Raw genomic sequence first — 18,571 nt, 5'->3', positions numbered from 1 at the left:
GCGTAGCGGGGGAGGTGTATCGAGACCGGGTGTCTCAGCGAGCTCGCCAGGCGCCGAGCTCGGGCGGTCGCGGTGACGCCACGACGTCCTCGTCGGTGAACGGCTTCGCTGTCGCACGCAGTGCGGACGCAGGCCGCACGGTGGTTGTTGCGGCCAAACGCGTTGCGCGGCGGCGGATCTCGTCGATATCGATCGTCGCATCGGACGCCAGTACGACGTAGTTGCCGAAGCGGCGGCCCTTCATAACGTCGGCAAGGGCAAGGACGACGGCGTGCGGGAAAGTCGTTGTCACCGTTGCGAGCTCGCGGGCGAGATGCCGTCGATCCGGCTCGTCCGCGAGGTTGAGCAGCGCGAGGCCGCCCGGGCGCAGCACGCGCGCGTAGTGCCGGACTGCGCTGGGCGAGAGCAGGTTTGCCGGGACACGGCCCTCGTCATACGCATCAAGGACGATTGCATCCGCCGCGCTGTCCCGCAGTGCGGCGATCCCGGTCGCGCCGTCCTGGGGGCGGACGCGGATCCGGTGGTTGCGGGGGAGCGGAAGCTCGCGCCGAACGGCTTCGGTGAGTGCGGCGTCCGGCTCGAGCACGATCTGCGGTGAACCCGGCCGCGTGTGCTGGACGTACCGCGCCAACGTGAGTCCGGCGCCGCCGATGTGGGTGACACCGACCGGGCCGGGCGGTAGCAGGTCGACGCCGATCGCGAGTTGGGCGATGTATTCGAAGACCAGCAACTCCGGGTCGTGCAGGTCGACGTGCGACTGCGGGTGGCCGTCGCGCAGGACGGTGACGCCGCCACGCTCGTCCGGCTGGAAGTCGAAGCGCGGCTGGTCGGTCACCGCGTCAGCGTATGCCGTCACGCCTGACGAGGACAGCCGACATCTCTGTCAACACAACGTGGTTCGGCTGCGTATCCCCTCAGGACAACGGTCACCGAGCCGACATACGACCAAGGAGACAGCCACGTGAAACGCCTCAGGACCACGCGCCGGATGATGATCAGCACCGCGACGGCGACCCTCGCGCTGAGCGGCGCCGCCGTGACGACGGCGAATGCCGATGCGCCCGAGAAGCACACGGCAGCAAAGGGATTCGTCACCAAGGTGGTGAACTTCGGCGCTTACACCAGCAAGGTCGTCGTCGATGATCCGATGGAGCCGGACGACCGCGATCCCACCGTCGACGCGACCAACAACACGCTCGCGGTGAGTCCGAACGAGAAGCTGGCTGTGGCCACGAACTCGTACTCCGACCACCTGGTCGTCATCAACGTACGCAGCGGCCGGAAGATCGCCGAGATCAAGGGATACGTCAGCCCGCGCAACATTCTGTTCGCTCCGGACAGCAAGAGCTTCACGGTGTCCGACAGCTCGCGCGGCGTGGTGGACCGCATCTCCGTGCACGGCTTCCGGGTCACGCAGCGCCTCCCGCTCGGGGCCGGCGTGTTCGGAACCGCGCAGAGCAGGGACGGGAAGTGGTTGTACGCGAACAACGCTGCGGCGAACACGGTCACGGTCGTCGATCTCGCCCACAACCGACCGGCGGACGTCATCACCGGCTTCCACGAGCCGCGGCAAGGGACCAAGCTCTCGTATTCCGGTGACAAGTTGTATGTCACCAACTACGGCGAGGGTGAGGTCTCGGTCGTCGACCTCACGAACAAGGACCACAAGATCGTGCAGCGGATCACGGGGTTCGATGGCCTGCGCGCCGTGTCGGTCAACCGCGCCGGCACTCGGCTGTATGCCGCCAACAGCAAGACCGCCGAGATCTCCGTCGTCGACACCGGATCAGGTCGGACGATCACGCGGGTCCCCGTGGGGGAGATGCCGTATGGCGCCGCGCTCTCCCCTGACGGGTCGGTCCTGCTGTCCGGGGACAAGGAGAGCAACACCCTGACCGCCATCAACACCGACGACAACTCCGTGATCGGTGCGGTGAAGAGCGGCCCGAAAGGTGCTCTGAAGGGTCCGCGGCAGGCGATCAGTTTCAGCGCCGACTCGAAGACGGCCTGGGTGCTCAACGAAGACCTGACCGTCGCGAAGGTCGATGTGCAGCAACTCGAGGTCACCGACGTGCTGGGTGACTGACGGTTCGACAGGTGCACCGGCTGGGCGCGTGACGCTGCGCCCAGCCGGAGCGTTCTGTCAGTGCGACTGCGGCTGACCGTGCGGCGGCCACCAGATCCGGAAGCTACCGCTGTCGTAGAGCATGCCCAGCATGTAGAGCATTCCGTCGTAGTAGCGGGCCTGTCCGGATGGAACGGGCGTGTTCCACAGGTCCCGGACGAACTCCAGCCGGTGCGGGTTGGTCGCGGAGATCGCCGATGAGGAGTTCATCGCGACCAACCCTTGCGCGTGCGCAGGCTCGTAGGTGTTCTGGCCCTGCGCAAGTGGAGTGCCGTCCAGGTGGTAGCGACTCACGTAGGTCGTGACGCCCTGGCCGACGAAGAAGTCCTCCAAGGTGTTGGAGTACTTCGTCTGCCACGGCTGCACACCGAACCACGAGGCATCGACGTTGGCATTGGCGACCACTCGCCAGGCGTCCTCCTGGAAGTTCTGCCCGTAGCCGTCCGGATTCGTCGGATCCCACGGCGCCGGCTGCGGTTTGCCGCCGAAGGTCGAGTAGCACGGTGCCAGCCCGGTCTGCGGGTTGTAGGCGTTCTGCAGCAACTTCTCGCCCGCTGTGACTGCGTGGTTCCACAGATCCTTGTCCGCCGGATCCACCGCGGCGAAGATCCGGTAGAACGCAGGCAGTGCGTAGGACGGATCGCTGAAGCTGACCAGTCCGGGCGGGGAGAACGTGGGCAGGTATGACGCGGCGTCGAACATGTTCACACCGCCGTGGTCGGACTCGTGCCACATCGCGTGCAGGATCTGCCGGGCTTCCTTCCCATAGTTGTAGATCCCGCCCTGGTCGCCCCATCGTCCGGCTGCGAAGCTCAGCGCAGCAGCGATCCACTGGTCGCCGTCGGGCGCGACTCCCGGGTCGATGATCTTGCCGGTGGTGTCCGTGTGCCAGGCGAAGAAGTACTGGGTCGGGCCGCTCTGCAGCTGCATCTTGGTCTTTGCGAAGTTCCACAGTGCGTCGAACTCGCGCTTGTGGCCGAGCTGCACCGCCATCATCATCGCGTAGCCCATACCTTCGGTGCGCACGTCCTGGTTGCCGATGTCTTCGACGTACGCCATGTCGGGAGTGAGCTGGTAGTAGATCCGCTGACCGTCGCTGCGGGTCGCGTCGGTGCCCGGCGTGCCGTGGAAGAGCTGCTGCCAGGCAGCGTCCAGACGAGCCTTGATCTGCGGTTCGCGGTATCCGGCCTGCTTGAACAAGTCGGGGTAATGGCCACCCCGGTGCAGGACCGGAGTGCCCGGGCTCGGTGAGGCGTCGGCGCTCGAGGCGGTCGCCACCGTGGCCGTCAACGCGGCCGTTGCCGAGAGCAACGCCGCCCCCAACTTGGTCGTCCTACGCATGTGTCGTCCCATCGTTCAGCTCACCGTCACGGTGAGGTGCTGGGTGGATTCCGGGCTGGTGTGGTTGCGCGCCCGGATGGTGATCGAGTAGCTGCCTTCGCTGCCCGCAGCCGGCGTGCCGGTGATCGTCGCGGTGCCGTCGCCGTTGTCCTTGAACGTGAGCCCTGCTGGGAGAGCGCCGTTCTCGCTGATCTGCGGTATCTCCGACGAGGTCGGCGACTGTGTCGTCGAGGTGGTGATCCCGTAGCTGCTCTGAGCGCCGACGGTGAAGGATGCTTCCGGGTCGGACGTAATGGCGAGTGGAGCCACATTGACCACGAAGCTGGTGCTGACGTGGTGGCCGCGGTAGGAAACGCTCGCTGTCACTGTGGCAACGCCGCTGCCGACGGTGCGCAGTCGCCCGTGGTCCACGCGGACGACGTCGCTCCTGTTGGACGTGTAGCGGATCTTGAGCTGCCGCGGGAGCGGGCTGCTCTGCCCCTTGGTGACATATCCGTGCACCGAACCGTCATTCATCGAGACCGTCAGCTGCGGGTCGACGGCGGTCCCGACGTCGAACCGCACGCGCTGCGCCACGTCGGCCGAAACATCTCCGGACTCAATCGGTTTCGCCGTAACGACGGAGGGAGTCTCGCCGAGGCTCCCGTGCACGGACACCTTGCCGCGCGCGACGATGTCGCTGTCGGCGCTCGAAGTGCCCAGTTCGATGCCGTACTCGCCGTTGTCCACGACGAACTTCTTCGCTGCCTCGTCGTAGAACGCCAGCTTGGAGGCCTGCACCGTGAACGTGACCTTCTTGGTCTGCCCGGGCGACACGGTGACCTTGTCGAAGGCCTCCAGGCGCTTCTTCGGCCGCTCCGCCGAAGCCGGCTCGAAGGGCGTCGTGACGTAGAGCTGCGGCACCGCGCTTCCAGTCACCGACCCACGGTTGGTGACATCGGCAGTGACACGCAGAGTTCCGTTCGCGTCCACCGAGCGCTGCTGCACCCGCAGGTTCGAGTAGGAGAAGTCCGTGTAGCTCTGGCCGTAGCCGAACGGCCACGCCGAGTCCCCGTTGAAGTACATGTACGTTCGGCCGGGATTCGTCGCGGTGGGGCGGAGGGTGTAGTCGGTGATCGGCGGAAGCTGACTGTCGTCGGCGTACCAGGTGAACGGCAGATGGCCGCTCGGGTTGACCTTGCCCAGCAGGACGTTCGCGAGTGCGGTGCCCTGCCGCTGGCCGTTGTACGAACTCCAGAGCAGAGCCGGTGTGTCCGCCTGGAAGCTCGTGGTGTCGACCCCGCCGACGGTCTCCAGGTAGACGATCGTGTGCGGGTTCGCCGCTTCGACCTGCTTGATCATCGACGCCTGCGCACCCGGGAGGGACAGGTCCTTGCGGTCCTGGTCCTCTCGAGCCGTGGTGAAGTCGGTGCCGGCGACGACGATCACCGCGTCATACTTCGAGGCGGCCGCGATGGAAGCAGGGTCAACGGTGTTCAGCTGCGACCCGAATGCGCCACCGGTGACTCCCGGGTAGAAGTCCACCTTGGCATCGGGGTCGATCCCCTCGACGGCAGACTTGATGCCGGAGTACGCATCGACGTTGTTCGCCGAACCGGCCGACTGCTGAATGCTCGAGTAACCGCCGAGGTACAGGAATGCACTCGGGTGCGCGTAGGCGCCGATGACGGCGACCTTGTAGTCACCGGAGTGCGGGACCTTCAGCGGCAGCATCGACTTGCCGTCAACCGCCTTGTTCTTCAACAGGACCAGACTCTGCTCGGCGCTCGCCTGTGCCTGATCCAGGCGCTTGGGTGTCTCGGTGGACGCCTTGTTGGCATCGCTGTTCACCCAGGTCACGCCACCGAGCCGCTTGCGAGCCGCGCGAACCCACGGCACCTGACCCTCGGAGTCGAACTCACCGGTCTCGATCCGAGCGGTGAAGAGACGCGTCAGTGAGGTGTCGACGTCACCGACGTTGTAGGTGTCGGTCTGGGTCTTGATGTGCTGCGCGATCGCCGTCGGGATGGTGTTCCCGTAGCTGTACTGGTCGTGGTAGCCGGCGTTGCAGTCCAGGTCCTCGCCGGCGGAGTTGGCAAATGCCGTGCGGCCGTACTGATCGAGCGGCGCCGACGCCTCCGGAGGCTGCCAGTGGTGGCCGGCTTGGATCTCGCGGATGGCGTCGCAATCGGAAGTGAAGTATCCGTTGAAGCCGTAGGTCTGGCGCGCCTGGGTGTCCATCAACTCGACGCTCGCTGCCGTCGGTGTTCCGTTGATGGAGTTGTAGGAGCTCATGATCGAGCCCGGGTGGCTCTGGCGGATGATGTTGGCGAATTGAGCCGTGTAGTACTCGAGCAAGGTGCGCTGGTCCATGTCGGACGAGCCGTCGCGCCGGTTCACCTCGCTGTTGTTGGCGGCGTAGTGCTTGAGGGTGGCGATCGCCTTGTAGTAGCCGTTCGCCGACGGTGGCAGCTGTCCGTCGTGGTTCTGTCCCTGCAATCCGTTGACGTACTGCGACGCGAGATTCGCCGTCAGTGTCGGGTCCTCGCTCCAGCTCTCGTCGTTGCGGCCCCACCGCGGATCACGGGTCAGGTTCACTGTGGGTGCGTAGAAGTCGAGGTTCTGCGTGTTGTTCGGCGCGGTGTCGCGGGCCTCGTCGCCGATCAGGCTCGCCTCGTCGTACACCAGGTTCGGATTCCAGGTGCTTCCCATGGACAGGTCCGATGGATAGGACGTGGTGTTGGTCAGGTTGGTGGCGTTGCCCGTTTCCGTGAGGGTTGAGGCGTTGACTCCGTGGTTCGACTCGTTCCACCAACCCCACGCGGCGATACCCAGGCGTTTCAGGGCAGGGGCTCGGCTGCTGTCCATCTGCTTGGCCTTCTCGGCCAGCGTCATCCGAGAGACGAGGTCCGAGGCACGCTCGGCGGGCGAGTACGACGGATTCAAGTAGATCGGTTCGGCCGAACGGCCCGGGGGTGCCCCTTGCAGTGGCGCTCCGCTCGCCATCGATGGTGCGTACGCACCCCCTGCCAAGGCCATCGCGGCACCGATGCCGATTGCTGCTGACTTCCTGGTGAATCGCATCGCACTGACTCGCATGGCACGGGCTCCTTTAAGACGGTCGGGGGATGAACCACTCCACATTCACAAGCGATGGACACAGTACGGAGGGTATTTTTAATTGGTCAAGACATAAAAGAGACTAAAATCACTGTAATTTGTAATAATACGGATTAAATAGGTACGCTTGAGGCATGCCGAACTCCTCGTCCGACGCCTCCGCATCGGTGCGCGCCCGGAACCTGATGCTCGTCGCCGAACACGTGCAGGCACAGCGCATTACGACCCGTGCGGAGCTGGCACGGGTGACCGGCCTGTCCAGGACCGCAGTCTCGAGCCTGGTCACCGAACTGCTTGCGCGCAGAGTGGTCGTCGAGTGTGCGGAACGGCCGGAGCCGGGCGCGGTGGGCACGGCCGCAGGTCGGCCCGCGATCGGGCTCGGTCTGGATCCATCTGGTGGTGTCCTCGTCGGGATCCACCTCGCGCACGATGGTGTGCAAGTCGCTCTCGCCGACCTGACCACGACGATCATCGATGAGACCGAGCATCAACTCGACGTCGACCACGAACCTGCCGACACCCTCGAATACGCCGCGAGCACAGCGCTGGAGTTGATCGACCGTCACGGTCTGGACCCACGCCGCGTTCTCGGACTCGGGGTGGCGATCGCGGCGCCGGTCGCTCTCTCCACCCATGCGCTGAGCCCGACGACTGTGCTTCGCGACTGGGCGGGCATCGACATCGCCGGCCGACTGCACCGCCGCACCGGGATTCCGATCCACGTCGGCAACGACGCGAACCTCGGAGCGTTGGCCGAGTGGCGGCTCGGTGCGGGGCGGGGGGTCGACGACCTCATTTACGTCATGCTTTCCGACGGGGTCGGCGCCGGACTTGTGCTCGGCGGCCGCTTGTACGAGGGAGGGGGAGGTGGTGCCGGTGAGCTCGGCCATGTCACGGTCCAGCCGAACGGTCAGGTGTGCCGATGTGGCAACCGTGGATGCCTCGAGACTGTCGTCGGCACCAAGTCCCTCGTCAGCGCGCTCGTCAACACCGGCGCGCAGGTGGACGGCACCGATGACCTCGTCGCGCTCGCCGAGGGTGGCAACCCGGGGGCGCAACGTGTCCTGACCGACGCCGGGCGCTCCGTCGGGCAGGCGCTCGCAGGGTCCTGCACGGTGCTCGACCCGCGTCTCATCATTGTCGGAGGCAAGAACGCTCGGGCGAGCGCGCCGCTGATCCAAGGCATCAACGATGCGCTGTCGCGCTCGTCGTCACCTCTGAACAACCGGTCGACAAAGGTCGTCGTGGGCGGGTTGGGGGATCGGGCTGAACTCCTGGGTGCGTTGTCCATCGCAGGCTCGAGTGCTGTCGCCCGATTACTGGAAGGTCCGGCGGACTGAACGCCGCGCAGGGCATCCGCCAGCAGTGCGGACGCCGGCGCCTTCGATGCGGACGCGGCTGTCGGTGGCTCGGCATACCGTCGTCGCATGAGTCACGCGCCAGCCATCGGCATCTGTTTCGATCGCACGTTCCAGGCATCGGAGGTGGCCGACTATGCGCGGCGCGCGGAGGCGGCAGGGCTGCAGGAGCTGTGGCTCATCGAGGACTGCTTCTTCACGACCGCGCCGCCGTTGGCCGCGGTCGCGTTGGCGAGCACCGAGCGGTTGCACATCGGGCTCGGCATCCTGCCGGCGGTCGCCCGCACCGCCGCGATGACGGCGATGGAGATCGCGACGCTGGCGAGTCTTACGCCGGCGCGAGTCATCGGCGGCATCGGTCACGGCGTGCAGCCGTGGATGGAGCAGATGGGCGTGCGACCGGCGTCACCTGTGACCGCCCTCGACGAGGTCCTGACTGTCGTGCGGAGGCTCCTGAAAGGCGAAACCGTAGATGTGGCAGGTGAATACGTCACCGCGAAGGACATCAGACTCGAGCACGTGCCAAGTCCCGTGCCGTCCGTTGTCGCCGGAGTGCGCGGGCCGAAGTCACTCGCGATGGCCGGCCGATCCGCCGACGGTGTGCTGCTCGACGCGCCCTGCACCGTCGACTATTTCGAGCAGGCGAAAGCGTCGTGTGGGCGCGATCCCGACGAGTTCGCCTACCGCTGTTTCGCCACGTTGTGCGTCATGCCGGACCGGCAGGAGGCGCGTCGGGCAGCGGCGCCGTTCCTGGCCGAGATGGTCGGCCACGGACATGCCGGGCTGGCCGCACTGCCCTTCCACGACGAGCTCTGCACGCTGGTCGAGCGCCACGGACCTAATTGGGCGGATCACGCGCCCGACGACTGGTGGACCCGGATCGGCGCGATCGGCAACCTCGACGATGCGATGTCGTATGTCGGAGCCCTTGCCGACGCCGGAATGACTGGCATCAGCTTCTTTCCGGCCGATGATCTGAGGATCGCGCTCGGACAACTCGAGACGGCCGGGCTGATCGCCGGACAGCTGCATGCGGGAGGATGACGCGTCGGAAGGAGCCCGTCGATGGCGACACGGAAGATCGATGCGCAGCAGGGTCGCGCGGCAGTGCTGGCGTGGTGTGCGGACCCCACGGTGGGGCGGTCCGTGATCGCGACCGCGGTGCGTTTCAGCCTCCAGGAGCTGGCCCTGCAGGCGCCCGGTCGCAGTGTCGAGGTGCGGGTGCCGCCATACGGCGCCGTGCAGGTGATCGAGGGTCTGACGCATCGACGCGGGACACCGCCGAATGTCGTGGAACTGGACGCTGATTCGTGGATGAAGCTCACGGTCGGCGACATCTCATGGGCTGATGCCGAACGCGCCGGAGTCGTGTCGGCGTCGGGCTCGCGATCAGACCTTTCGCCATACCTTCCGCTGCTGCCTCGCCCGTCGTAACCACCCGCTTAGGCTGTCGGCATGCGCGTAGGAATCACGATCCTTCCCGAAGCCCGCTGGGCCGACCAGGAGTCGAAGTGGCGTGCGGCGGAGCAGTTGGGCTTCGACCACGCCTGGACCTACGACCACCTGGTGTGGGGTGGCCTACCGGACTCGCCGTGGTTCGGCACCACACCCACGTTGACCGCGGCCGCGATGGTCACGTCGACCATCCGGCTCGGCACGTTCGTCACATCACCCAACTTCCGGCACCCGGTGGCCTTCGCGCGGGACGTGCTCGCCCTCGACGACATCTCCGCCGGTCGCTTCATCTGCGGCATCGGCCGCGGCGGGGACCTCGACTCCGGACTGCTCGGCGAAGCGCCCACGGTGGGCGAACGCACCGAGCGGTTCACCGAGTTCACCCGGCTGCTCGATCAGGTGCTCACCCAGGACCACGTCACGTATGACGGCAAGTTCTTCACGGCGCACGACTCCCGCAACGTGCCAGGGTGTGTGCAGCAACCACGCGTCCCATTCATCGTCGCCGCCAATGCAGCCAAGGGGATGCGACTGGCGGCCGAAGTCGGGCAGGGCTGGGTCACCTACGGGAAACCGACTGGCAGTGAAGCGGATTGGTGGTCCGGTCTGCGTGACTCGAGCGACCGTATGACGGAGATTCTCGACGCCGCCGGCCGGGACAACGCGTCCTTCGAACGGCATCTGAACGCCGATGGCGCCCGTGGGTCGGTCTACGAGAGCGTCGACCGCTTCGAGGACGCGGTCGGCCGTGCACGGGATGCGGGCTTCACCGACCTCATCACCCACTGGCCCCGCCCGGAGAAGCCCTACGCGGCAACGATCGATGTGCTGGAAACCGTTGCCGCGCAGGTGCTTCCGCGGATCAGCTGACCGCCACCCCGGCGCTCTCGTTTCCCGCCCGGTCGACGGCGCTCACGACATACGCGTGAGCGCCATCGCCGGATCCCTTGTCGGTCCAGCTGCTGTGATGCTGGTCCGCAGGTATGACCGCCGCGAGGTGGCGGGCGTCCGCGAGATCGCGGCTCTTAGCCTGGGAATGGTTGTTATCCAACGGAATTCGATAGACAGCGAAGTGCGCGGCATCCGGCGAACCGGTGTCCCAACTCAGCGTGTCACCGTCCCGGTGCAGGCGGACGACCCGAGCGGGCGGCCGCCGCTTCAGGCGTGGGGTCGCCGGTAGCAGCGCGGGTCGGGAGTACCACTTCTCGTTGAGCAACGTCGTCGCACCGAGCTCGTCCTTGCGCACCGGCACCGCGGAGAAAAAGATGTTGCCCTGCACCTGCGGGTACTGCGTGTTGAACTGCAGGTGCGAGGACAGCTCCTCGGGGTTCAGCCAATGCGGGTCGACCGCGCCGTTGGTGTTGACCTTGTAGGTGGCCTGTCCGATGTAGAGGTGCACCGGTGTGCCCTTCACGACGTCCGACCACCACGGAACCAACTTCGCGTAGTCCGCAGGGGCGAAACCGATCGACCAGTAGACCTGCGGGCAGATGTAGTCGATCCAGCCCTTCGTCACCCAGCCGCGGGTGTCAGCGTACAAGTCGTCGAAGGTCTCAGCGCCCGCCGTCGTGTCGGAGCCGATCGGGTCGGTCGCCTTGTTGCGCCATACGGCGAACGGCGAAATACCGAACTGGCACAACGGCTTTGCGCGCTTGATCCGTCGGCCGAGCTGCACGATGAGGTCGTCGATGTTGGACCGTCGCCAGTCGTCCAGGCTCTTGCCGTTGCCGTACTTCGCGTACTGCTCCTCGTCGTGGAACACCTTGCCGGCCACTGGATAGGGGTAGAAGTAGTCGTCGAAATGGACGGCATCGATGTCGTAGTGCTCGACCGCGTCCATGATCGCGTCCTCGACGAAACGACGGACGACCGGTTCGCCCGGGTTGTAGTAGAGCTTGCCGCCATACGGCAGGACCCAGTCCGGGTGCTGGCGTGCGGGGTGCGACGGGATCAGCGTGCTCGGGTCCTCGGTCATTGCGACACGGAACGGGTTGAACCATGCGTGCAGCTCGAGATTGCGCTTGTGCGCCTCCGCGACCGCGAAACCGAGTGGGTCGTAGCCGGGGTCGTCGCCCTGCTGGCCGGTCAGCCACGCCGACCACGGCTCGTACGGCGACGGCCACAACGCATCGGCGGTCGGTCGCACCTGAAGCACGACGACGTTGTGACGCTGCGCGACCGCGAGATCCAGCCAGGCGATCAGCTCCGTCTGCTGCGCCTCGGCGGAGAGGCCGGGCTTGGAGGGCCAGTCGATGTTGGCCACCACCGAGAGCCAGAACGAACGCAGGTCGCGCTTCGGGGTGGTCGGATCGGTTGGAAACTGACCCGGATGAGGTTGCGGCACAACGTAATGACGGCCATGGCTGGGTTGAGCATCGGCGCGGCAGGTCGTTGCTGCGGCTACGAACGGCGCGGCGGCAACTCCGAGCAGCACGCTGCGCCGGGCGGGGGTCCCCGGCGTACGGTCCACGGGCATGTCGGCTCCTTGGTTAGGGGTATGCCGACTCTGTCACCCAGAGTGCTGCGCTGGGTGGTTTACGTTGTGTCTATTTTGAGGAAAATTCCTAACGTCGGCTCGGGTCCCAATGCCGGAAGCCCGCGGCGGCAGCCGCGGCTTCGTCCCGGAAGTAGACCTCGGCCTCCTCGGAGTCGTATGTCGGCGACTCGGGCGAGTGGAAGATCATCGTGTCGGCGTTGCCCTTGATCCAACCGTCCGGGCCGGAGCCGTCCTCGGCGGGTGCGGTCGATCCGGGGCCGAACGGACCGTCCTCGTCGGAGTCGTCCTCGTCGGCGACCCGGGCGCTGGGGGACTCGGCTGCCGATTCCGGCGTGGCTGATGCTTCGGGTGAGCCGCCGAACTCTGCCAGGGGGAGCGGTGGTGTATCCCAGTCGTCCCCGGATGCTTTGGCCGGAGCCGACACCTGTGGCTGGGCGGGAGCCGCAGGTTCGAGGGTGGGTTCGGGTGCCCGCTCCGGCTGCTCGACCGTGGCCTCGGCTGCTGGTGCGGTGTCGTCGATCGGCGGGGGTGGGGTGTCCCAGTCGTCGCCGGACGCGGCGGGGGCAGGGGTGGCTGCTGCGGGCGTCTCGGTCGCCGGGGTTGCCGTGGGTGCGGCGGCTGCTGGTGCGGCGTCGTCGATCGGCGGGGGTGGGGTGTCCCAGTCGTCCCCGGACGCAGGAGCTGAGTCAGCGGCGGGGGTGGCGGGTTGGTCGTCGAGTGCGGGTGGCGGTGCGTCCCAGTCGTCGCCGGACGCAGGAGCTGAGTCAGCGGCGGAGGTGACGGGTTGGTCGTCGAGTGCGGGTGGCGGTGCGTCCCAGTCGTCCCCGGACGCAGGAGCTGAGTCAGCGGCGGGGGTGGCGGGCTTGTCGTCGAGTGCGGGTGGCGGTGCGTCCCAGTCGTCCGCCGCAGGCTGCGCGGCGGCGGAGGTGGCGGGCTTGTCGTCGAGTGCGGGTGGCGGTGCGTCCCAGTCGTCCCCGGACGCAGGAGCTGAGTCAGCGGCGGGGGTGGCGGGCTTGTCGTCGAGTGCGGGTGGCGGTGCGTCCCAGTCGTCCGCCGCAGGCTGCGCGGCGGCAGGCTGCTCGGTCGCGGCCGCTATCTCGTCGGAGGCAGCGTCGGGCTCCGACTTGGTGGCAGCAACTGCGACACCACCACCGGCGGCAGCACCGGCAGCACCGGCGACTGCGGCCTTCTTCCCGGTTGAACCGCTCTCGCCGGCCGTCGCGTCGTCCGATGTCCCGGCGTCGACAGCCGCGGTCTCTTCGGCAGGACTCACCTTGTGGTCGCTGCTGACGCCGTCGATGCCGACCGAGCGACCCTTCTTCGGGTCGCGGAGCAGCAGCCACATCACGACTGCGAGCACGACAATGATCAGGGCCAGGACCAGCCACACCATGCGCATTACCTCTGACTTCGATGAAGAGACGAACTAGCGCATCACCCTAACGAGTCCTGGTGCCGGCCGCCGACGCGTCTACCCGTCGGTAACAAGCGCCCACGCCAGGCGAAGCGCTGATGCGCAGGGCGCGGCATACCGAGCAACCAACAACGGCTACCGTTCTCTGCGTGACTGAGCAGGACGACCAGGACGGCCCCGGCGGCCCGCAGCGGCCGCCACGAGTGGTCCAGCGGCGGGTGCGCCGCACGCCGAACTTCCTGCGGTTCATCATCACCGGCGCGATCATCGGCTTCATCGTCGGCGCGCTGATCGCCAGTGGCGGGCCCGACGCGCAGGGCTATTCGGACCGTACCGGCGTCGTGCTCATCGGCGGCATCGTCGCCGCCTTCGGGGCGCTCGCCGGAGCCGTCATCGGCCTGTTGCTGGAGCGGTTCCTCAACCGCCGGTGACGACCACCCCGCTCGCCGTGTCACACTGGTGGCGTGGCGCGTGGAGATGGACGGCTGACGCACGATCTCTATCCCGGTGAAAAGGCACCCCAGGACGAATGCGGTGTCTTCGGTGTCTGGGCTCCGGGTGAGGAAGTTGCAAAACTCACCTACTTCGGGCTCTATGCCCTGCAGCACCGCGGCCAGGAGTCCGCAGGTATCGCGACCAGCGACGGGCACAGCATCCTGGTCTACAAGGACATGGGCCTGGTCTCGCAGGTCTTCGACGAGTCGAGCCTGACCTCACTGCGCGGGCACCTCGCCATCGGACACACCCGCTACTCCACGACCGGTGGCAGCACCTGGGAGAACGCCCAGCCCACCCTCGGCGGCAGCGACCGCGGCACCGTCGCGCTGGCGCACAACGGCAACCTCATCAACACCGCTGAGCTGCGAGACCTCGTCGACGAGAAGCTCGACGGTCGGGCCGCACGTGGCGAGCTCGCCCGCGGCAACACCTCCGACACCGCCGTGGTCACTGCGCTGCTGTCGGAGAACCCCGACAAACCGCTCGAGGAGACCGCACTCGAGGTGTTCCCGAAACTGCAGGGTGCCTACTGCATCGTCTTCATGGACGAGCACACCCTGTATGCCGCCCGCGACCCGTATGGCGTCCGGCCGCTCGCCCTCGGCCGACTCGACCGAGGCTGGGTGGTGGCCTCCGAGACGGCGGCGCTGCAGACCATCGGCGCGAGCGTGGTGCGTGAGGTCGAGCCGGGTGAGCTCATCGCGATCGACGAATACGGCCTGCGCAGTCACAAGTTCGCCGAGCCGAAGCCCAAGGGCTGCGTGTTCGAATACGTCTACCTGGCGCGGCCCGACGCGGTCATCCGGGGCCGCGTCGTCCACGAGGCCCGCGTCGAGATGGGTCGGCAGTTGGCCCGCGAGCACCCGGTCGACGCCGACCTGGTGATCGGTGTGCCCGAGTCCGGTGTGCCGGCAGCAACCGGCTACGCGCAGGAGTCCGGCATACCGTTCGGTCAGGGCTTCGTGAAGAACGCCTACGTCGGCCGCACGTTCATCCAGCCGAGCCAGACGCTGCGTCAGCTCGGCATACGCCTGAAACTCAACCCGTTGCAGCACGCCATCAAGGGCAAGCGCGTTCTCGTGGTCGACGACTCGATCGTGCGCGGCAACACTCAGCGTGCCCAGGTCAGGATGCTGCGCGAGGCCGGCGCCGCGGAGATCCACGTGCGCATCTCGTCCCCGCCGATCACCTGGCCGTGCTTCTACGGCATTGACTTCGCCACGCGTGCGGAGCTGATCGCCACCGGCCTGGGGACCGAGGAGATCCGGGCGTCCATCGGCGCCGACTCGCTCGGCTACATCTCCGAGGACGGGATGATCGCCGCCACCGAGCAGCCGAAGGACGAGCTGTGCCGGGCCTGCTTCACCGGCGAGTACCCGATCCCGCTCCCGGAGGACGGCCGCATCGGCAAGCATGTGCTGGAGACCCTGCCGATCGAGGTTCGCACCGGTCACGACACCTCGGTGGATGTCGCCGAGCAGGACCGCCGCAGCGACGCGGAGGGAGTGTCACTCGGCTTGTCCGGTGGCGCCGAGAACTCCCTGTTGCAGCCCTGATCATGAGCTTTGGGATGCGTTGGTGTTGCGAGTCGCAGGCTCCCTGCAACACCAACGTGCCTCAAGCCTCCTGTGCTTGCTCTGAATAAACCGCCATACATATGAAGAAGGACGCACGATGCCCGACTCCCCGCAGATCACGTACGCCGCAGCCGGTGTCGATGTCGAGGCGGGTGACAAGGCGGTCGAGCTGATGAAGGAGTCGGTGCGACGTGCGACCCGACCCGAGGTGATCGGTGGGCTGGGCGGCTTCGCCGGCCTGTTCGACGCGTCCGCGATCGCCCGCTTCGCGCACCCGGTGCTCGCGACCTCCACTGACGGCGTCGGCACCAAGGTCGCCATCGCCCAGGCGATGGACGTGCACAACACCATCGGCTTCGACCTGGTCGGCATGGTTGTCGACGACATCGTGGTGTGCGGCGCCGAGCCGCTCTTCATGACCGACTACATCGCCACCGGCAAAGTCGTCCCCGAGCGCATCGCCGCGATCGTGCAGGGCATCGCCGCGGCGTGCGAGCAGGCGAACGTCGCCCTCGTCGGTGGCGAGACCGCCGAGCACCCCGGACTGCTGGAGCCCAGTGAGTATGATGTCGCCGGTGCCGCCACCGGCGCCGTGGAGCGTGCCGACCTGCTCACCCCGGACCTCGTGCAGGCGGGCGACGTCGTGCTGGGCGTGCCGTCCAGCGGACTGCACTCCAACGGCTTCTCACTGGTCCGGCGGGTCATCGCCGACGCCGGTTGGGAGCTCGACCGGGACGTGCCGGACTTCGGTCACACGCTCGGCGAAGAGCTGCTCATCCCCACCCGGGTGTATGCCGCCGACCTGCTGCGACTCATCCACGCGCTGCCGGTGCACGCACTGTCGCACGTGACCGGTGGCGGGCTCGCCGCCAATCTGGCGCGCGTGCTGCCGACCGGGCTGACCGCCGTGGTCGACCGCAGCAGCTGGACGCCCCCGGCGGTCTTCTCGGTGATCGAACGCCTGGGCAATGTGCCGCAGCCGGACATCGAGCGCACGCTCAACCAGGGTGTCGGTTTCGCGGTGGTGCTACCGGAGGCAACGGTCGACGACGCGCTGGCGATGCTGGCCGGTTGGGGCCTGCCCAGCTGGGTCATGGGCACGGTCCGACCGGACACAGAGGTCGACGGCGGTGCGGCGGAGATCGTCACCGGCGCCAAGGGCGCCAGCTCCGGTGGTGCGCAACTGATCGGCGCGCACGCGAAGTGACTCGTCTTTCACCGCACAACTGACCGATCCACGGGCAACGGCCCGTGGATGTGGTGAGTGTGCTGTGTGGTGGCCCCGTCAGCTGGGGGCAGAGTCAATCGCGATGCGACGCCCAGTCGGCGTAGTCGCCGTAGTCGTCGTCGTTGCGGGACGACTCCTCGGCTTCCTCCGCCGTTTTGTGACTACTCGAGCTGAGTTCGCGCTCGAGTGCATTCAGATCGGTGTCGGGAGAGAAGTACTTCAACTCCCGGGCTACCTTGGTCTGCTTTGCCTTGGCCCGGCCGCGCCCCATGGCGAGACCCCCTCGTGTGTGTTGCCGGGGTGCGACCAGACAACGAAACGTGCGAGCACGTGACGCCGCCCTCGGACCCCGGGATCCTCGGTATATGTCGTGAGGTAAACGGTACCTCAGGCGTCTGACATTCCAAGCATCGACCGGTGTTCGGCGTCACAGATCCGCGTCATCGCCCCGAGCATGTAGCCGAATCAGTGCCGCCACGCCGCCGACGACCAGCAATCCGACCACTGCGATGCCGATGATCAGCAGTGGTTCGTTGTTCGTCTTGTCGGTGGGCCGTTCGAAACTGGGCACGGAGGTCGAGTAGCTGGTCTCGTCCGAACTCCTGCCGCTGGTTCGCTGCAGGCCGCTGCTGGACGGAGCCTTCGACGTCGGCGCTGACTTGGGTGCTGACGTGGGCCCGGCCGCTTCCGCCGCGTTGATCGAGAAGTTGAAGTTGCCGCTGACCGGATGTCCGTCAGCGGAGCTGACGTGCCATACGACGCGGACGGTGCCGGGCGTCTTGGTCGACTCGAGCCGTTGGGTGACGACGTCGTCGGCGACGACCGGGTCACCGCTCTGCAATTGCCTGCCCGAGGCGTCCGTCACCCGGACCGCGACGCCGGTGTCGTGGACGGTGTCGCTGAACGTCAGGCGGAGCGACGTCGGCGCCTTGTGCAGGTCGGTGCCGGCCGACGGATTCGAGCCGACGAGTTGATCGTGGGCCGACGCGTGGTCTGCCCCGACGAGCCAGGCCGCGAGCAACAGCGGCAGGAACAGGACGAGGCCAAAGCGGGGACGCATGCGCTCGATTATGACGATCGCGCACATACGTCCCCGCTCCGCGTACGGAATCGGCTGTGTTTCCCGATTCACTGCACGAGAGTTGCTCAGCCCAAGTGGACCGTGGCGTTGTCCTTGAACAGGCCGCCGCTGAAGTCGATGGCAATGGCTCGCACCCCGACCGGCATGTCGTAGACCAGCACGCCGTCGACCGCGTTGCCCGGGTTGATCTGCGCCAGCCAGACGTCGTTGTTGTCCATCGCGATCTCGGCGCCACTGTCGGGGCTGTACGTCTTGTTGTCGGCGTCCTTGATCTTCTGCTCGGAGTCGAGCAGCGTCTCGGAGTCGTTGCCGACATTGCGCACCGTCACGTAGACGAGCGTGTAGCGCCCCTGTGCCTTCTGGGCCATGAAGTCCTGACCGACCTGCGTCCGGTCGCGCACCACCTTGGTGACGGTGAACTGCAGGTCGCCGGACTTCACCGCGCTGCCGATGCCGGGCGCGGAGCCCTTCTTCGCGGGCGCCTTCTTCGCGGTGGTCTTCGCCGGCGTCTTCTTCTCGGCCGCCTTCGTGGCCGCCGCGGACCTGGTCGCCGCCGGCTGATCCGCGGCCGGTGCGGCCGCGTCGTCGGTGGCGGTGGCTGCAGTGGTCGCCTGCGGGTTCGAGGACCCGGAGCTCGCGGTCGCGGCGCTGCCGATCGCGATCACCGCGACCAGGCCGAAGAGACCGGTCAGGATCTTGTGGCGCGCGAACCAGTTGCGCTTCTTGGGTGCGGGGCCGGGCGGCACCGGCGGGAACGGTCCGCCGGCGTATGGCGGCCGGCCGCTCCACTGGGTCGGGTCTTCCTGCTGCTGCCGGCGGCCGTTCTCGGGGCCTTCGTAGTGGGTCATCGCTGCTCCTCCGTGGTGTTTTCGGTGATGCCCCAGTCGACCGTGGGAGC

General features: G+C 67.1%; 16 protein-coding genes. 8 read left to right on the top strand and 8 right to left on the bottom strand.

The window, feature by feature from the left end; genetic code table 11:
- Nucleotides 1-34: 34 nt before the first annotated feature.
- A complete protein-coding gene (locus IEX71_RS09480) occupies nucleotides 35-835 on the bottom strand; it encodes a spermidine synthase (protein ID WP_188836778.1) in 801 nt (266 codons plus the stop codon).
- A gap of 126 nt (nucleotides 836-961) precedes the next feature.
- Here IEX71_RS09480 and IEX71_RS09475 point away from each other — a divergent pair, with 126 nt between their 5' ends.
- Nucleotides 962-2,086 carry a YncE family protein gene (locus tag IEX71_RS09475; RefSeq protein WP_188836777.1) on the top strand — a complete coding sequence of 375 codons (1,125 nt, stop codon included), beginning with the start codon at nucleotides 962-964 and terminating at the stop codon, nucleotides 2,084-2,086.
- Between the two features lie 57 nt (nucleotides 2,087-2,143).
- On the opposite strand, the gene IEX71_RS09470 is transcribed toward IEX71_RS09475, so the two are convergent.
- Nucleotides 2,144-3,466 carry a family 8 glycosyl hydrolase gene (locus IEX71_RS09470; RefSeq protein ID WP_188836776.1) on the bottom strand — a complete coding sequence of 441 codons (1,323 nt, stop codon included), beginning with the start codon at nucleotides 3,464-3,466 and terminating at the stop codon, nucleotides 2,144-2,146.
- Between the two features lie 15 nt (nucleotides 3,467-3,481).
- Nucleotides 3,482-6,544, bottom strand: coding sequence for a glycoside hydrolase family 3 C-terminal domain-containing protein (locus IEX71_RS09465; RefSeq protein ID WP_188836775.1), 3,063 nt, complete (start codon nucleotides 6,542-6,544; stop codon nucleotides 3,482-3,484).
- 155 nt (nucleotides 6,545-6,699) lie between these two features.
- Between IEX71_RS09465 and IEX71_RS09460 the strand changes: the two genes are divergently transcribed.
- The 4 genes from IEX71_RS09460 (at nucleotide 6,700) to IEX71_RS09445 (ending at nucleotide 10,248) form a co-directional block, all read left to right on the top strand.
- Nucleotides 6,700-7,905 carry an ROK family protein gene (locus IEX71_RS09460; RefSeq protein WP_188836774.1) on the top strand — a complete coding sequence of 402 codons (1,206 nt, stop codon included), beginning with the start codon at nucleotides 6,700-6,702 and terminating at the stop codon, nucleotides 7,903-7,905.
- An 87-nt stretch (nucleotides 7,906-7,992) separates the two neighbouring features.
- Entirely contained in the window at nucleotides 7,993-8,967 is a 975-nt protein-coding gene (locus IEX71_RS09455; protein WP_188836773.1) for an LLM class flavin-dependent oxidoreductase, read from the top strand.
- A 21-nt stretch (nucleotides 8,968-8,988) separates the two neighbouring features.
- Nucleotides 8,989-9,357, top strand: coding sequence for a sterol carrier family protein (locus tag IEX71_RS09450; protein WP_188836772.1), 369 nt, complete (start codon nucleotides 8,989-8,991; stop codon nucleotides 9,355-9,357).
- 21 nt (nucleotides 9,358-9,378) lie between these two features.
- Entirely contained in the window at nucleotides 9,379-10,248 is an 870-nt protein-coding gene (locus IEX71_RS09445) for an LLM class flavin-dependent oxidoreductase (protein ID WP_188836771.1), read from the top strand.
- On the opposite strand, the gene IEX71_RS09440 is transcribed toward IEX71_RS09445, so the two are convergent.
- Nucleotides 10,241-11,854 (bottom strand): glycoside hydrolase family 10-like protein, encoded by a 1,614-nt coding sequence (locus IEX71_RS09440; RefSeq protein ID WP_188836770.1) that lies wholly within the window; start codon nucleotides 11,852-11,854, stop codon nucleotides 10,241-10,243. The two genes, IEX71_RS09445 and IEX71_RS09440, sit on opposite strands and share 8 nt — an antisense overlap.
- Nucleotides 11,855-11,942: 88 nt before the next feature.
- A complete protein-coding gene (locus IEX71_RS09435; RefSeq protein ID WP_188836769.1) occupies nucleotides 11,943-13,268 on the bottom strand; it encodes a sunset domain-containing protein in 1,326 nt (441 codons plus the stop codon).
- 170 nt (nucleotides 13,269-13,438) lie between these two features.
- On the opposite strand from IEX71_RS09435, the gene IEX71_RS09430 reads away from it, so the two are divergent.
- The 3 genes from IEX71_RS09430 to purM all read left to right on the top strand — a co-directional run bounded on the left by IEX71_RS09430 (nucleotide 13,439) and on the right by purM (nucleotide 16,571).
- Nucleotides 13,439-13,720 (top strand): hypothetical protein, encoded by a 282-nt coding sequence (locus IEX71_RS09430; protein ID WP_188836768.1) that lies wholly within the window; start codon nucleotides 13,439-13,441, stop codon nucleotides 13,718-13,720.
- 33 nt (nucleotides 13,721-13,753) lie between these two features.
- Entirely contained in the window at nucleotides 13,754-15,343 is a 1,590-nt protein-coding gene (gene purF, locus IEX71_RS09425) for an amidophosphoribosyltransferase (protein ID WP_188836767.1), read from the top strand.
- 118 nt (nucleotides 15,344-15,461) lie between these two features.
- The gene (gene purM / locus IEX71_RS09420; protein WP_188836766.1) at nucleotides 15,462-16,571 is read left to right on the top strand and encodes a phosphoribosylformylglycinamidine cyclo-ligase; all 1,110 of its coding nucleotides are present in this window, start codon (nucleotides 15,462-15,464) and stop codon (nucleotides 16,569-16,571) included.
- Nucleotides 16,572-16,665: 94 nt separating this feature from the next.
- On the opposite strand, the gene IEX71_RS09415 is transcribed toward purM, so the two are convergent.
- The 3 genes from IEX71_RS09415 to IEX71_RS09405 all read right to left on the bottom strand — a co-directional run bounded on the left by IEX71_RS09415 (nucleotide 16,666) and on the right by IEX71_RS09405 (nucleotide 18,521).
- On the bottom strand, nucleotides 16,666-16,815 hold the full coding sequence (locus IEX71_RS09415; RefSeq protein WP_373284599.1) for a DUF3073 family protein: 150 nt from the start codon (nucleotides 16,813-16,815) through the stop codon (nucleotides 16,666-16,668).
- Between the two features lie 204 nt (nucleotides 16,816-17,019).
- Nucleotides 17,020-17,652, bottom strand: coding sequence for a copper resistance CopC family protein (locus IEX71_RS09410; protein WP_188836764.1), 633 nt, complete (start codon nucleotides 17,650-17,652; stop codon nucleotides 17,020-17,022).
- An 86-nt stretch (nucleotides 17,653-17,738) separates the two neighbouring features.
- Entirely contained in the window at nucleotides 17,739-18,521 is a 783-nt protein-coding gene (locus tag IEX71_RS09405) for a DUF4352 domain-containing protein (RefSeq protein WP_188836763.1), read from the bottom strand.
- Between the last annotated feature and the right edge of the window lie 50 nt (nucleotides 18,522-18,571).

Source organism: Flexivirga endophytica, assembly GCF_014640635.1.
GTDB lineage: Bacteria > Actinomycetota > Actinomycetes > Actinomycetales > Dermatophilaceae > Flexivirga > Flexivirga endophytica.
Note: the sequence above shows the minus strand (reverse complement) of the source record. Positions and strands in the feature narration are given on the sequence as shown.